This is a genomic window from Sphingobium sp. BHU LFT2, assembly GCF_018604485.1.
Classification (GTDB): Bacteria; Pseudomonadota; Alphaproteobacteria; order Sphingomonadales; family Sphingomonadaceae; genus Sphingobium; species Sphingobium yanoikuyae_A.
The window spans coordinates 366,829-380,174 of sequence record NZ_JAFCGW010000003.1; the positions used below are offsets into that span (position 1 = coordinate 366,829).

The following is a 13,346-nucleotide window of genomic DNA, read 5'->3' on the forward strand; positions in this document are numbered from 1 at the left end:
CATTGCGTATGTCGCGCGCCTGGGGCGCAGGCGCAAAATGGGCGGCGAAAGGAGATGTCGTCATGTTCGCCTCTTTCTATCCCGCCTTTGTCGTGATTGCCCTGAGCAGCTTTGCGATCGTGCTGCTGGGCGTCAGCCTGCAGGATGCGATGCGAGGGCGCTGAGCGCATCGCCATCGACGCGCTGCACGGTCCATTCGTCCATCGGCCGCGCGCCGAGCGCCCGGTAGAAGGCGATGGCCGGTGCATTCCAGTCGAGCACCGACCATTCGAGCCGGGCGCAGTCGCGCGCGATCGCCAATCGGGCGAGACGCGCAAGCAACGCCTTGCCGGCGCCGAGCCCCCGCGCTTCGGGCAGGACAAACAGATCCTCCAGATAGAGGCCCGGACGCCCCTCGAAGGTCGAGAAATTGTGGAAGAAGAGGGCAAAGCCGATCGGCGCGCCATCATGCTCGGCGATCAGCACCTCCGCCATCGGCCGGGGTCCGAACAGATATCGGGCCAGCGTCTCGCGGTCGGCCTTCACTTCATGGGCCAGCTTCTCATAGTCGGCGAGCGCCAGGATGAAATTCGCGATGGTATCGATATCCGTTGATTGCGCGTCCCTGATGATGACCTTGCTCATGCCGCTCCCGCTTCCACATGGGCGATATCCGCCCGTTTCGTGCGCGCGGCGATAAGGCAGCCGGCGACGATCAACAAGGCACCGGCAAGGGTGGTGAGCGTCAGTTGCTCGCCAAAGGCCAGCCAGCCGAAGATCGCGGCCCAGACGAAGGCGGTATATTCGACCGGGATCAGCCGCTGGGCTTCCGCACGCGCATAGGCCCAGGCGAGCGCCGCGAGAGAAGTGAAGGCCAGCATGGCGGCCAGCAGCACCAGCGGCACCGCCGCTCCGGTCGGCACGATCGCCCAGGCCGGCGCACCGATCGCGAACACGCCCAGCATGACCAGATGCTGGAAGAAGGCGACCTCTATCGGCGAGGCAAGCTGGGCCTGCTGGCGCTGGAGGATCAGGTTCCAGGCGAACAGTATCGCCGAAAGCAGCACCGCGCCCGCCCCCATCAGCGCGTCGCCATCATAGTCACCGCGCATCCGCCCCGACAGGATCACGCCCACCCCGACCAGACCAAGCAGCGAGGCACCGATCGCCTGCCGCCCGATCCGTTCCTTGAGCAGCAGCGCCGCAAGATAGAGCGCGATCAGCGGGGCGATGAAGGAGAGGGCAATGGCTTCGGCCAGTGGCAGGCGCATGATCGCCCAGAAGAAGAAGCTGGCCATCAGCGCGACCACCACGCCGCGCAGCAGATGCAGGCGCAGCACAGAACGGTTGGGCCAGCGCTGGCGGGTGGCGAGCATCAGGACCAGCCCGAGCAGGCTGCCGGTGATCGCACGCCAGAGCAGCGCGTTATAAAGGCCGATCGAGAGGCTGAGCCCCTTCATCGCCGCATCCATCACCGAAAAGAGCGCGACGCCAAGGCAGCAGATGAGGAAGGGGATGGCGACACCCTTTGGGGGAACGGATTGGCTAATGTCGGGATTCCGCATTTTCATCAGCCGGCGGAGCCTCAGAAATGAAGCCGATCTTGGGAAAGCCTATGCGCTGCATTAAGTAGATGAGACTACCCACACAGCGATAAGGCACATCGGTCACCCCAATGAGATGCACATTCATATGCCGCTCTGCAAAAGGCTTGAGGGTAGTTTCCAAGGCAGGGTCCGATATATCGAAGGACTGATCGCCGATCCTCGCCGTGCAGGACTGAGCCTCCGGTTTGCCTGCGCTCAATTGCACACGCAAAACCTGTTCTGCCTTCGCATCACTGCAAGCCAGCAGAAGCGTAAGCAGAAGCAGGACAGCCAAACGCATGCAGCTTATTCCGCCGCCTGGACCTGTCCCGCGTCGCTCGCCGCTGCCTCGATCTCGGCCGCCTTGGCCTCGACCAGCCTGACGATATGGTCGACCATGTCGGCATCCTGGATCGTGTGATCGGTGACGCCTGACAAATAGACCATATGCTTGCCATTGCCGCCGCCGGTCAGGCCGATATCGGTCTCGCGCGCTTCGCCCGGACCGTTGACGACGCAGCCCAGCACCGAGAGCGAGAGCGGCGTGTTGATATGCTGCAGCCGTTCCTCCAGCGCCTGGACGGTGCGGATCACATCGAATCCCTGCCGCGCGCAGCTGGGGCAGGAGATGACCTTGACGCCGCGGGTGCGGATGCCGAGCGTCTTCAGCATCTCATAGCCGACCCGCACTTCCTCTTCCGGCTCGGCCGAGAGCGAGACACGGATCGTATCGCCGATGCCGGCCCAGAGCAGGTTACCGATACCGATCGCGCTCTTGACCGTGCCGCCGATCAGGCCGCCGGCTTCGGTGATGCCCAGATGCAGCGGGCAATCGACCGCGTCGGCCAGTTGCATATAGGCCGCGACCGCCAGGAACACATCGCTCGCCTTCACCGCGACCTTATATTCGTGGAAATCCTGGTCCTGCAGCAGCTTGATATGGTCGAGCGCGCTTTCGACCAGCGCTTCTGGGCAGGGCTCGCCATATTTTTCGAGCAGGTCGCGCTCCAGGCTGCCGGCGTTGACGCCGATGCGGATCGAGCAATTATTGGCCTTGGCGGCGTCCACCACTTCCTTCACCCGCGCGGCCGAACCGATATTGCCCGGATTGATGCGCAAGCAGGCAGCACCGGCATCGGCCGCTTCCAGCGCACGCTTATAGTGAAAATGGATGTCCGCGACGATCGGCACGCGCGCGGCGCGGACGATCTGTTTCAGCGCCGCAGTCGATTCCTCGTCGGGGCAGGACACGCGGATGATGTCGACGCCGGCATCCTCGCAGCGACGAATCTGGTCGATCGTCGCCTTGACGTCATGAGTCAGCGTGTTGGTCATGGTCTGCACCGTGACCGGCGCGCCGCCGCCCACGGGGACGTTGCCGACCATGATCTGCCGCGACTGCCGTCGGGCGATGTCGCGCCAGGGGCGCAGGCCGGGATTATGTTCGGACATGAAAAGGGGCTCCAGATCGCTGGAGCCCCCTATAAGCATTAACGCAGCTTTTTAGAAGCGCGCGGTCAGCGATGCGGCAACCTGGTCCGCATTGCCGCTGGTCTGTGCCAGGGTCGTGGCGGTGACGGTGGCCGGCGACGGGAAATAGCTGTCCGGGCGGATGATGTTCGCCTTTTCCACCCAGGTATGGGCGTAGGCGACGTTCAGCGCGAAGGCCGGCGAGATATTCCAGGTTGCGCCGCCCGTCAGCCACACGCGGTCGCCATCGGGCACGCGGGTGGTCAGATGCTGCGGATTGGTCGGCGAACGGTCGAACATGGTGCCCGCGCGCAGCGTGAAGGCGGGGCTGAAATCATATTCGCCGCCCAGGCTGACGCTGTAGCTGTCCTTGTAATCCAGTTCCTTGTTGGTGGTGCCGGTGGCCGAGGTGACCTCGATCCCCTTGAAGCTGGACCAGCCATACCATTTGCCGGTGATCATCGCGCGCAGGTTCGGCGTCAGCTTGTGCATGAAGGACACGGTGACGATATCGGGCAGGTCCAGCGGTGCCGAGGCATCGAATTCGCCATTGGCGGCGCTGAGCGGCGTCACCAGGCCGGAAATGGTCTGGGTGCCCTTGAGCTTGTGGTTGATGCCCGACCGATAGTGGACGCCGACATTGGTGGTGCCGTTGGTGTAGAACAGGCCGGCGTTCCAGCCGACGGTCCAGTCGTCGCCCTTCAGCTTGGTGAAGCCGTCGGTGGTGGCCAGCGGCGACACCTGCGGCAGCGCGTTGGTCAGGTTCGCCTTCACATATTGCACGTCGACGCCACCGCCGATCGAGAAATTGTCGTTCAGCTTGAACGCGGCCGAAGGCTGGATGTTGTAGGTCTTGAGGTCGGTGTAGATCGAGTCATAGCGACCGAAGAAACCGTCATCATATTCCAGCTTCAGGCCGAAGGGCGCGTTGACGCCCAGGCCCAGCCAAAGCCGGTCGGTGACCTGCGCCGAGGCGTAGAAATTGGGGACCGGAATGACGCTTTCGAACGGCTGGCCACCGTCATTGCCGGTCACCGGCACGCGGGCGGTCGAACCGGGGACCGAGCGATAGCTGCCACGGTTGGTCTGGTGGGCGGAAGCCATCAGGGCGTTGACGCCGGCCGAAACCTGGACGCCCGACAGCTGGGTCATGGCGGCAGGGTTGAAATAGATGGTCGAGGGATCGTCGCCTGCAGCGGCGCCGCCAGCCATGGCGCGGCCGGTTTCCACCGGCGACTGTTCCTGAAGATAGAAGCCACCAGCCAGCGCCGGCATCGGTGCGACGATCGCGCCGGTCAGCAGGATGGTGGGAAGAATGCGACGGCGAAGGGACATGGCGTTTCCTCTGCTAAAAACTCATTTGGCCATTTGGTGCGGGCGCTTAAACGCCTCATGCGACTTATGGAACCATGCGCATAACAGCTATCCCGACGATTTCTACAGGCGCCAATGACGGATTTCCGCGATTTTTCGCTCAATTGCCCGGATTTCGGCCGGCTGGACGCTACGGCAAGTGCCGCCCTGTTGCGCCAACGTCACAGGTCAAAAAAAAAGCCGCCCCGAGGGACGGCTATGAAGTTTTAGGAGAGGATGCCTGAAAGGCGAGTTCCTTTTGCGGCCAGGCGGCGTTCGTCGCAAATGCGAAACATGATGGCGCGATTGCGTTTCATGCAACCGGTGTCACAAGGCCATGTTTCCCTAAGGGAAATTCCGCATGAAATAATGATAGCGATATCAATTTTGCGCGCTGCGACAGGCTATTTCGCCGCTTGCAATCGCTGATCGACGCCCGAATCACGCAAATGGGATTCGATTTGGGCCAGCAGACGCACCAATCCCGCAGCATCCGACGCCTCCGCCCGCGCGGTCAGCGCATTCTGGGTGTTGGACGCGCGCAGCAGCCACCAGCCATCGACAGTGCGGACGCGAGCGCCATCGATCGATTCCACGATTGCGCCGGATGCAATCAGGCGGTCGCGCAGGTCTTCGATGATCGCGAACTTGCGGTCTTCCGGCACGGCGATGCGGATTTCCGGCGTGTTGACCATTTCGGCCATATCGCCGCGCAGGTCGGTGACGGTGCGGCGCAACCGGGCAGCCGCGCGGATCAGGCGAACGGCGGCATAGAGTCCATCATCAAAACCGTAAAAATCATCGGCAAACATGATGTGGCCGGTCATCTCGCCGCCCAGCGGACTGCCAATCTGCTTCATTTTGGACTTGATATGGCTGTGCCCGGTCTTCCACAGCACCGGCTCACCGCCCAGCCGCTCAACCTCGTCGAACAGGGCCTGGCTGGCCTTCACATCCGCGACGATCGGGGCGCCGGGCCGATCCTTCAGCACCACCTGGGCGAACAGGCCGAGCAGCTGGTCACCCCAGATGATCCGGCCTAGGCCGTCGACCACGCCGATCCGGTCGCCATCGCCATCGAAAGCCACGCCGAAATCGAGCTTCCTGGAGAGGACAAGGGAACGAAGATCGGCCAGATTCGCTTCTTCGGTAGGATCAGGATGATGGTTGGGAAAATTGCCGTCTACATCGGTGAAGAGCAGATGATGCTCACCCGGCAGGAGTTGCACCAGCTTCTCCACGACCGGTCCTGCGGCGCCGTTTCCCGCGTCCCAGCCGATCCGCCAGGCGGCGCCGTCAAAATCGCGCACCAGCCGTTCGACATAGGCCGGCATGATATCGACATCGCGCACCCGGCCTTCGCCCGCCAGCCAGTCGCCGGCCGCCGCCATCGCGCCGATCTGCTGGATCGCCTCGCCATGAAAGGGCGCATGATCCAGGACCAGCTTGAAACCATTCTGATCTGCGGGATTATGGCTGCCGGTCACCTGGATGGCGCCCGCCACGTCCAGTTCGGCCTCGGCATAATAGACCATCGGCGTGGGACCGAGACCGACACGCAGCACATCGACGCCGCTGTCGGTGAGGCCGCGCACCAGCGCGCCCTCCAGCATGGGCGAACTCAGCCGCCCGTCATAGCCGACCGCGACCGCTGATCCGCCGGCGCGCCGCACCCAGGTCGCGAAACTGCGCCCCAGCGCATAGCCGTCCGCTTCCCCGAGCATCGGGCCGACGACGCCGCGCATGTCATATTCGCGCAGCAGGGTCGGGTGGAAGCGATGGGCCATATAGTCCTTTCTGGGGCAATCAGCCGGCGGACGGACGATCCCGCTCGGCAAGGTCAGCGAGCAGCAGGTCGCGCGCGGCATTGATCTGGGCAGCCAGCGCTTCGGTTCCACCCTTGTCGGGATGGACCGAGGCGATCAGGCGGCGATGTGCGGCGCGGATGTCGGTCGCGCGGGCATCCGCCGACAGGCCGAGCAGGGCGCGGGCGCCCTCCACGTCGGCCCTGTCAGTCTGCACCGGCGGCGCAGCCTTGCGCCTGGCGCGGTTAGCGCCCTTCTTCGCCTTGCCCTGCGACGCGAAGAAGAGGGCCGCGCCCAGCAGGATCGGCGCGCCGAGCGCCGGCTTGCCCTTGGCCGCCAGCACCGCGCCGACCAGTGCCGCCCCCAATGCCATGCCATCCTTGGTCGACATGCGCTGCAATCTCCCGGTCCAGATGAGCCAGCCCGCCAGGCCGATCAGCACCAGCGCGATCAGCCCCATCAGGCAGCGCCGAGCATGTCCACGGACGCGGCATGATCGCCGGTCGGCAAGGCCAATCCGGCCACCATCTCGCGCAGTTCCTGGCGCGCGGCGATGTGGCTGATGCCCAGGTCGCCCAGATGGCCCTTGTCGAGCAGGGTCAGGCCCGAGGGGAAGAGTTCGCGGAAGATGACGCGTTCCGACAGTCCGGGAATGACGCGGAAGCCGACCCGGCGCGACAATTCCATCAGCGCATCGCCGACGCGCTTCTTGTTGCGGGCGTCATGATGCTGGACGCGGTTGCGCAGCACCACCCAGTCGATCGACACGCCATCGGCCTTGGCGCGCGACTTGCGCGCTTCGAAGATGAGTTCGGAATAGAAGGACAGGCGACGCACCCGGAAGGTTTCGGCATCGACCTGGCCGATCAGGTCGAAATCGACGAAACTGTCGTTCATCGGCGTGACCAGCGTATTGGCGCGGGCTGCCATGTGCCGGGCGAAATCATCGTCGCGGCCGGGCGTGTCGACGATCAGGAAATCCTTGCCCTCGGCAACCGCCGCCGCCTGTTCGTCTAGCGCGGCGACATTGTCGCCCTGAAACACCGCAAAGTCCGGCGCCGACAGATCGATGCCGCGGCGGCGCGCGGTTTCGGCGCGGTTTTCCATATAGCGGGTGACGGTGCGCTGGCGCGGGTCGAGATCGATCAGGCCGACGCTATGGCCGAGCGCGGTCAGCGCGATCGCCGTGTGGACGGCGGTCGTCGACTTGCCGGTTCCGCCCTTTTCATTGGCGAAGACGATGAGGTGCGTTTGCGCGTTCGCCATCGGACCTTGATAACCCCGTGTTTGTCGCTCTAGATTCTTGACGGTCCCGTGGCGCGAAGCCTAGCAGGACGCCCCTGTGTCCCTGCCCTTATCGGAGCCCCTCGTCCCGTGCAAATTCTCCGTGACCTTCCCGCCCTGCGTGCCGCCGTCGCCGCGCTGAAGTCCGACGGAAAGACGCTGGCGCTGGTCCCCACCATGGGGGCGCTGCATGACGGGCATATGGCGCTGGTCGAGGAAGCGCGCCGCCATGGCCGTCATGTCGTGGTGTCGATCTTCGTCAATCCGCGCCAGTTCGGCCCGAACGAGGATCTGGACGCCTATCCCCGCCGCGAGGCGAAGGACGCGCAGCTGTTGCAGGCCGCCGGCGTCGACATCCTGTGGGCGCCAAGCGTGGAAGTCATGTATCCGGCCGGCTATGCCACCAATATCCGGGTGTCGGGGGTGAGCGAAGGGCTGGATGGCGCGGCGCGGCCGGGCCATTTCGACGGCGTCGCCACGGTCGTCACCAAGCTGTTCAACCAGGTCGCGCCCGATGTCGCGATCTTTGGCGAGAAGGATTATCAGCAGCTCGCCGTGATCCGCCGGATGGTTGCCGACACCAATCTGGACATCGAGATCATCGGCATGCCGACCCAGCGGGCCGGGGATGGCCTGGCGCTGTCGTCGCGCAACGCCTATCTCAGCGAACAGGAGCGCAAGGATGCGCTGGCGCTGCCGCGCGCGCTGGGTGAGGCGAAGCGGCAGATCGAGAAGGGCGAGCCGGTCGAGGCGGCACTGGCGAAGGCAATCGCCACGCTGGCGACCCATGGTTTCGAGCCGATCGACTATGTGACCCTGTGCGACGCAGACAGCCTGGAGCCGATCGCGACACTCGACCGTCCGGCACGGCTGCTGGGCGCGGCGAAGCTGGGCAAGACCCGGCTGATCGACAATATCGCGGTCGATCTGGTCTAAAGGCCCAGCCTGACCTCAGCTCAGACGCTTGAGCAGGACACAGCCGAGGACGAACAGGCCGACCACCGCCCAGCCCTCCCAGGTGCGGGGACCATAGCCCCAGCCGATACGCTTGGGGCCGAACCAGATGCGCGGGTCATTCATGGGCGCCTTCCGCTTAACTTCGCACATTTCCCGCACATTTTGACATTATGTTGCGCGGGCGCGATCCTATTCATGGGTGGCACCCCAACTATAGAATCCCTGATCGCTGTAGGACAGAAGCCTCAGAAGGGGCGGACGATCACCATGATGACGATCACCGCCGCGGCGATGCCGGGCACTTCGTTCAGCATGCGCAACTGCTTGTCGGCCAGGCTGCGCTGACCGCGCGCAAGCTTCTTCGCATAGCTGGCGATCCAGCCATGATAGCCCGACAGTGCCAGGACGAAGAGCAGCTTCAGGTGGAACCAGCCGAAATGCCAGGCGCCGATTTCCACCATCAGCATCAGGCCGAAGACCCAGGTGAGGATCAGCGACGGGTTGAGGATGATCTTGAGCAGGCGCGTCTCACGCTCGATCCAGCGCTGGTCCTCCGCCGAGCCCGGCACGGTTTCCTGATGATAGACGAAGAAGCGCGGCATCATGAACAGCCCCGCCATCAGGAAGATGACGAAGATGACATGGGCGGCCTTCACCCACAGATAGGCAGCGCCGAGATAGGGCATCAGCGTGTCTCCGTTCCGCGCGCATAGGCGATCAGCGCCTCGACATGAGCGATCGGCGTGTCGGGCAATATGCCATGGCCCAGGTTGAAGATATGGGGCCGGCCGGCAAAGGCGGCGCGCAAGTTATCCACAGCCTGTTCCACCGCCTGACCGCCGGCAATCAGCGCCAGCGGATCGAGATTGCCCTGCACCGGAAGCCCGGCGGGCAGCGCCTGGTTGGCCCAATGTGGGTCGACCGTTTCATCCACACCCACCGCATCGACCCCGGTGCCGATCGCATAGGCCGGCAGTTTCGCGCCGGCCCCCTTGGGAAAGCCGATCACCGGAATGTCGGGATGGAGCGCCTTCAATTTGCGGACGATCGCGGCATTGGGCTCTATCACCGAGCGTTCGAACTGGAGCGGGGCGAGGCTGCCGGCCCAGCTGTCGAACAATTGCACCGCTTCCACGCCGGCTTCGATCTGGCCGGAGAGATAGATGACGGTTGCGTCGACGATGGCGTCGATCAGCGCGGCGAAGCGATCGGGCTGTTGATACGCCATGCGACGCGCGGCGCCCTGGTCCTTGCTGCCCTGTCCCGCGACCATATAGGTGGCGATCGTCCAGGGACTGCCTGCAAAGCCCAGGAAGGTCACCGACGGGTCCAGCGCGGCCTTCACCTGCCGCACCGTTTCATACACAGCCTCATAGCGGCTGAAATCGGGTTTCAGCGCCGACAGGTCGGTCTCCGCCAGGATCGGGGCGAGACGCGGGCCTTCGCCGGCCTCGAACCACAGATCCTGTCCCATGGCATAGGGGACGATCAATATGTCGGAAAAGAGGATGGCGCCGTCGAAGCCGAAGCGGCGTAGCGGCTGGAGCGTGACCTCTGCCGCGGCGGCGCTGTCATAGACCAGTTCGAGGAAGCCGCCCTTGTCGGCCCGGAGTGCGCGATATTCCGGTAGATAGCGGCCGGCCTGGCGCATGAGCCACATCGGCGGGACGGGCGGCACCGCGCCGCGCAATACGGAAAGGAGCGGCTTGGCGCTGACTGCGCCGGCGTGAGCGTCGGGACCCGTCATGAACTCTCTACTTTATAAAGATATTTAAAAAGGAATGTTGAGGTTGTTGGGCTGTTGGTTCGGGGGTTTATGCGCTGTCCCCGCTTTTGCCAACAGCTTGACTCCTGGAGTCACGCGATTCCGCGGCGAGTCATCTGAATCATCCCCATTACCCACAGGCTGTGGATAAGATTCCGGCCCTGTTGAGAGGCTGTGGATAAGATTCCGCTTTCTGGGGACGAAATGGGGCTGCAAAGTTATCCACAACTCTATCCCTTGCTTTATCCACAGGGGACTCACAGAGATATGCCTGTGTCACGTATCCATCTTCACCTGCTTTCGGACTCCACCGGCGAGACGCTGGAGAATATCGCCAAGGCGGCGATCGGCCTGTTCGAAAATGTCGAGGCGATCCGCCATTTCTGGCCGATGGTCCGATCCGAAGTGCATCTCGACCGGATCATGGAGGAGATATCCGCCCATCCCGGCCTGGTGCTGTTCACACTTACCAACCATGTGCTGCGGCGGCGGCTGGAAACGCGCTGCCGCGCGCTCGGTCTGCCCCATGTCGCTGCGCTCGACAGCGTGGCCGATGCCCTGTCCAACATATTGGGACAGGAAACCCGGACCCGGCCGGGCCGCAAGCATATCCTGGACGAAGCCTATTTCGCGCGGATCGAGGCGATCCAGTTCACCATCGCCCATGATGATGGCGTGGGGCACGAGAATTGGGAGGAGGCCGATATCGTCCTGGCGGGCGTGTCGCGCGCGTCGAAGACGCCGACCTCCATCTATCTTGCCAATCGCGGCTACAAGACCGCCAATATCCCGCTGGTGCCGGAATCGCCGCCGCCGCGCAGCCTTTATGGCCTGAAGCATCCGATGGTGGTGGGCCTGACCATCAGTCCCGAGCGGTTGATCCAGATACGGCGCAACCGGCTGCTGTCGCTCAACCAGGCGCCCGAGACCGCCTATGTGGATAGCGACAAGGTGCAGGAGGAACTGGCCTTTGCCCGGCGCATGTTCGCCGACAATGGCTGGCCGGTGATCGACATGACCCGCCGGTCGATCGAGGAAGCGGCCGCCGCCATCATCAACCTGTTCAACGACCGGGAACTGGCGGAAGGAAATGAAGCATGATCGTCCTAGCCTCGCAGAGCGCCAGCCGGCGCGCCATGCTGAGCGCGGCCGGCGTGCCGTTCGAGGCGCTGTCACCGGGTGTGGATGAAGAGGCCGCCAAGGAAGCATTGCGCGCCGATGGCCATGACGGCCGCGCGCTGGCCGATGCGCTGGCGGAGCTGAAGGCGCTCAAGGTATCGCGCCGGGTGCCGGGCGCGCTGGTGCTGGGCTGCGACCAGACCCTGACTCTCGACGACGGGACGATGATCGACAAGGCGGTGGACAGGGCGGATGCCGCGCGCATCCTGCGCCTGCTGTCGGGCCGGGTCCATCATCTTCACAGCGCAGCGGTGATCGTGCTCAACAATGAGCCGATCTGGCGCCATGTCGAACGGGTAAGGATGACGGTGCGGACCCTGTCCGACGGATTCATCGACTCCTATCTGGAGGGCGACTGGGATGAATGCCAATGGTGCGTCGGCTGCTACCGGATCGAGGGGCCGGGCGCGCAATTGTTCGCCAGGGTGGAAGGCAGCCAGTTCGGCATCCAGGGCCTGCCGCTGCTGCCGCTTCTTGACTTCCTGCGCATAAGGGGCGTTCTGGCGTCATGACCGACAAGCTCCCTTATGCAGAGGTGATCGGCGATCCGATCGACCACAGCAAATCGCCCCTTATCCACAATTTCTGGCTGCAGGCGCTGGATATCGAGGCGGAGTACAAGAAGACTCATGTGACGCCCGAGGGGCTGGCCGCCTATTTCCTGCAGCGCCGGGCCGATCCCGACTGGCTTGGCTGCAATGTCACCATTCCCCACAAGATCGCGGTGATGGACTATACCGATGATCCGGGTGGGGTGCGCGACCGGATCGGTGCGATGAACACCATCGCCAGCGAGACCGCCGGGCCGCTGATCGGCACCAACACCGATGCCGGCGGGTTCCTGCAGCCGCTGCTGCGCGACAAGTGGAAGGGGCGCCATGCGGTGCTGATCGGCGCGGGCGGCGCGGCGCGGGCGATCCTGTTCGCGCTCACCAGCCTGGGCGTGCCGGAGATCACGATCATGGCGCGCGACCCCGCCAAGGGACAGGCGCTGCTCGACCGGGCCGGGGTGAAGGGCAAGGTGATCGGCATGACCGATGCGCTGCCGGCCGCCGACCTGCTGGTCAACAGCACGTCGCTGGGCATGGTCGGCCAGCCGGCGCTGGATCTGGACCTTTCGCCGTTGCCGGCGAGCGCGACCGTCTATGACATCGTCTATGCGCCGCTGGAGACGGGCTTGCTGAAGGCGGCGCGCGACCGGGGCCTCAAGACTCTCGACGGGCTGGAAATGCTGATCGGCCAGGCGGCGCTGGCGTTCGACATCTTCTTCGATGCGGAGGCACCGCGCGAGCTGGACGCGGAACTGCGCGCCCTGCTCACGGCGGCGGACTGAACGGCGACGGGGTGAAGATTTACGGCCTCACCGGCTCGATCGGCATGGGCAAGTCGGCGGTTGCAGCGATGTTTCGCCGCGAGGGCGTGCCGGTGTTCGATGCCGATGCCGAGGTGCATCGGCTGCAGGGGCCGGGCGGCCGGCTGATACCGGCGATCGAGGCGCGTTTTCCCGGCACCACCGGGCCGCAGGGCGTTGACCGGACGAAGCTGGGCGCAGCGGTGTTCGGTCATCCCGCCGAATTGAAGGCACTGGAGGCGATCGTCCATCCCGCCGTGGGCGAGTCGCGCCGGCGATTCCTCAAACGCCATCGGTCGCGCCAATTCGTGATCCTGGACGTGCCCTTGCTGTTCGAGACGGGTGGCTACCGGCGCATGGAGGGGATCATCGTCGTCAGTGCGCCCGCCTGGAAACAGCGGCGGCGGGTGCTGGCCCGACCGGGCATGACGGTGGCAAAATTTCGTAGAATCCTGCACTTGCAGCTGCCCGATGCTGAAAAGCGGCTAAGGGCAGACTATATCATCAACACGGGTACGACATTTGCCGCAACCCGAGCACAGGTCAGGCGTCTGGTCGCTTGCCTTGGCGCCCGGACAGGCAGATAAGTAGAGTCATAGAGAGTCGGTTCAAAAGGG

Annotated in this window: 16 protein-coding genes; 5 read left to right on the forward strand and 11 right to left on the reverse strand. The window is 64.2% G+C overall.

All coding sequences use genetic code 11. The features are described 5' to 3' along the window. Nucleotides 1–132 precede the first annotated feature (132 nt). From JQK15_RS09025 to JQK15_RS09060, 8 genes are all read right to left on the reverse strand, one after another. Entirely contained in the window at nt 133–624 is a 492-nt protein-coding gene (locus JQK15_RS09025; protein WP_214865018.1) for a GNAT family N-acetyltransferase, read from the reverse strand. Next, nucleotides 621–1,550, reverse strand: coding sequence for a DMT family transporter (locus JQK15_RS09030; protein ID WP_251007662.1), 930 nt, complete (start codon nt 1,548–1,550; stop codon nt 621–623). The genes JQK15_RS09025 and JQK15_RS09030 overlap by 4 nt, the downstream gene beginning before the upstream one ends. Further along, nucleotides 1,525–1,866 carry a hypothetical protein gene (locus JQK15_RS27655; RefSeq protein WP_214865020.1) on the reverse strand — a complete coding sequence of 114 codons (342 nt, stop codon included), beginning with the start codon at nt 1,864–1,866 and terminating at the stop codon, nt 1,525–1,527. Before JQK15_RS27655 ends, JQK15_RS09030 begins: the two co-directional genes overlap by 26 nt. A 5-nt stretch (nt 1,867–1,871) precedes the next feature. Further along, entirely contained in the window at nt 1,872–3,017 is a 1,146-nt protein-coding gene (ispG, locus tag JQK15_RS09040; RefSeq protein WP_004209214.1) for a flavodoxin-dependent (E)-4-hydroxy-3-methylbut-2-enyl-diphosphate synthase, read from the reverse strand. 51 nt (nt 3,018–3,068) lie between these two features. Continuing rightward, nucleotides 3,069–4,370, reverse strand: coding sequence for an OmpP1/FadL family transporter (locus JQK15_RS09045; RefSeq protein ID WP_214865022.1), 1,302 nt, complete (start codon nt 4,368–4,370; stop codon nt 3,069–3,071). A 422-nt stretch (nt 4,371–4,792) separates the two neighbouring features. Then, complete coding sequence (gene pgmG, locus JQK15_RS09050) at nt 4,793–6,175, reverse strand: phosphoglucomutase/phosphomannomutase PgmG (protein ID WP_214865024.1); 1,383 nt, start codon at nt 6,173–6,175, stop codon at nt 4,793–4,795. A gap of 19 nt (nt 6,176–6,194) precedes the next feature. After that, nucleotides 6,195–6,653 (reverse strand): J domain-containing protein, encoded by a 459-nt coding sequence (locus JQK15_RS09055; protein WP_004209210.1) that lies wholly within the window; start codon nt 6,651–6,653, stop codon nt 6,195–6,197. After that, complete coding sequence (locus tag JQK15_RS09060; RefSeq protein WP_004209209.1) at nt 6,653–7,459, reverse strand: division plane positioning ATPase MipZ; 807 nt, start codon at nt 7,457–7,459, stop codon at nt 6,653–6,655. Before JQK15_RS09060 ends, JQK15_RS09055 begins: the two co-directional genes overlap by 1 nt. A 108-nt stretch (nt 7,460–7,567) precedes the next feature. On the opposite strand from JQK15_RS09060, the gene panC reads away from it, so the two are divergent. Continuing rightward, complete coding sequence (panC, locus tag JQK15_RS09065) at nt 7,568–8,413, forward strand: pantoate--beta-alanine ligase (protein ID WP_214865026.1); 846 nt, start codon at nt 7,568–7,570, stop codon at nt 8,411–8,413. Between the two features lie 15 nt (nt 8,414–8,428). Here the strand turns inward: panC and JQK15_RS27265 are convergent, their stop codons facing one another. The 3 genes from JQK15_RS27265 to hemE all read right to left on the reverse strand — a co-directional run bounded on the left by JQK15_RS27265 (nt 8,429) and on the right by hemE (nt 10,181). Further along, the gene (locus JQK15_RS27265) at nt 8,429–8,557 is read right to left on the reverse strand and encodes a hypothetical protein (protein WP_268746425.1); all 129 of its coding nucleotides are present in this window, start codon (nt 8,555–8,557) and stop codon (nt 8,429–8,431) included. Between the two features lie 122 nt (nt 8,558–8,679). Next, nucleotides 8,680–9,120 (reverse strand): CopD family protein, encoded by a 441-nt coding sequence (locus JQK15_RS09070; protein ID WP_010335790.1) that lies wholly within the window; start codon nt 9,118–9,120, stop codon nt 8,680–8,682. Continuing rightward, entirely contained in the window at nt 9,120–10,181 is a 1,062-nt protein-coding gene (hemE, locus tag JQK15_RS09075; protein WP_214865028.1) for a uroporphyrinogen decarboxylase, read from the reverse strand. Before hemE ends, JQK15_RS09070 begins: the two co-directional genes overlap by 1 nt. A 291-nt stretch (nt 10,182–10,472) precedes the next feature. Here hemE and JQK15_RS09080 point away from each other — a divergent pair, with 291 nt between their 5' ends. The 4 genes from JQK15_RS09080 to coaE are packed head-to-tail and all read left to right on the forward strand — an operon-like array spanning nt 10,473 to nt 13,316. Beyond that, nucleotides 10,473–11,300, forward strand: a complete 828-nt coding sequence (locus JQK15_RS09080; RefSeq protein ID WP_026108809.1) for a pyruvate, water dikinase regulatory protein — start codon at nt 10,473–10,475, stop codon at nt 11,298–11,300. Next, a complete protein-coding gene (locus tag JQK15_RS09085; RefSeq protein ID WP_017499436.1) occupies nt 11,297–11,890 on the forward strand; it encodes a Maf family protein in 594 nt (197 codons plus the stop codon). Before JQK15_RS09080 ends, JQK15_RS09085 begins: the two co-directional genes overlap by 4 nt. Next, a complete protein-coding gene (gene aroE, locus JQK15_RS09090) occupies nt 11,887–12,711 on the forward strand; it encodes a shikimate dehydrogenase (RefSeq protein ID WP_214865031.1) in 825 nt (274 codons plus the stop codon). The genes JQK15_RS09085 and aroE overlap by 4 nt, the downstream gene beginning before the upstream one ends. An 11-nt stretch (nt 12,712–12,722) precedes the next feature. Continuing rightward, nucleotides 12,723–13,316, forward strand: a complete 594-nt coding sequence (gene coaE / locus JQK15_RS09095) for a dephospho-CoA kinase (RefSeq protein ID WP_125998884.1) — start codon at nt 12,723–12,725, stop codon at nt 13,314–13,316. The last annotated feature ends 30 nt before the right edge of the window (nt 13,317–13,346 follow it).

What these genes read in the sequence shown, in the direction of transcription:
- JQK15_RS09025 (WP_214865018.1), bottom strand. Translation starts at nt 624, where the DNA reads ATGAGCAAGGTCATCATCAGGGACGCGCAATCAACGGATATCGATACC.
- JQK15_RS09030 (WP_251007662.1), bottom strand. Translation starts at nt 1,550, where the DNA reads ATGAAAATGCGGAATCCCGACATTAGCCAATCCGTTCCCCCAAAGGGT.
- JQK15_RS27655 (WP_214865020.1), bottom strand. Translation starts at nt 1,866, where the DNA reads ATGCGTTTGGCTGTCCTGCTTCTGCTTACGCTTCTGCTGGCTTGCAGT.
- ispG (WP_004209214.1), bottom strand. Translation starts at nt 3,017, where the DNA reads ATGTCCGAACATAATCCCGGCCTGCGCCCCTGGCGCGACATCGCCCGA.
- JQK15_RS09045 (WP_214865022.1), bottom strand. Translation starts at nt 4,370, where the DNA reads ATGTCCCTTCGCCGTCGCATTCTTCCCACCATCCTGCTGACCGGCGCG.
- pgmG (WP_214865024.1), bottom strand. Translation starts at nt 6,175, where the DNA reads ATGGCCCATCGCTTCCACCCGACCCTGCTGCGCGAATATGACATGCGC.
- JQK15_RS09055 (WP_004209210.1), bottom strand. Translation starts at nt 6,653, where the DNA reads ATGGGGCTGATCGCGCTGGTGCTGATCGGCCTGGCGGGCTGGCTCATC.
- JQK15_RS09060 (WP_004209209.1), bottom strand. Translation starts at nt 7,459, where the DNA reads ATGGCGAACGCGCAAACGCACCTCATCGTCTTCGCCAATGAAAAGGGC.
- JQK15_RS27265 (WP_268746425.1), bottom strand. Translation starts at nt 8,557, where the DNA reads ATGAATGACCCGCGCATCTGGTTCGGCCCCAAGCGTATCGGCTGGGGC.
- JQK15_RS09070 (WP_010335790.1), bottom strand. Translation starts at nt 9,120, where the DNA reads ATGCCCTATCTCGGCGCTGCCTATCTGTGGGTGAAGGCCGCCCATGTC.
- hemE (WP_214865028.1), bottom strand. Translation starts at nt 10,181, where the DNA reads ATGACGGGTCCCGACGCTCACGCCGGCGCAGTCAGCGCCAAGCCGCTC.
- JQK15_RS09085 (WP_017499436.1), top strand. Translation starts at nt 11,297, where the DNA reads ATGATCGTCCTAGCCTCGCAGAGCGCCAGCCGGCGCGCCATGCTGAGC.
- aroE (WP_214865031.1), top strand. Translation starts at nt 11,887, where the DNA reads ATGACCGACAAGCTCCCTTATGCAGAGGTGATCGGCGATCCGATCGAC.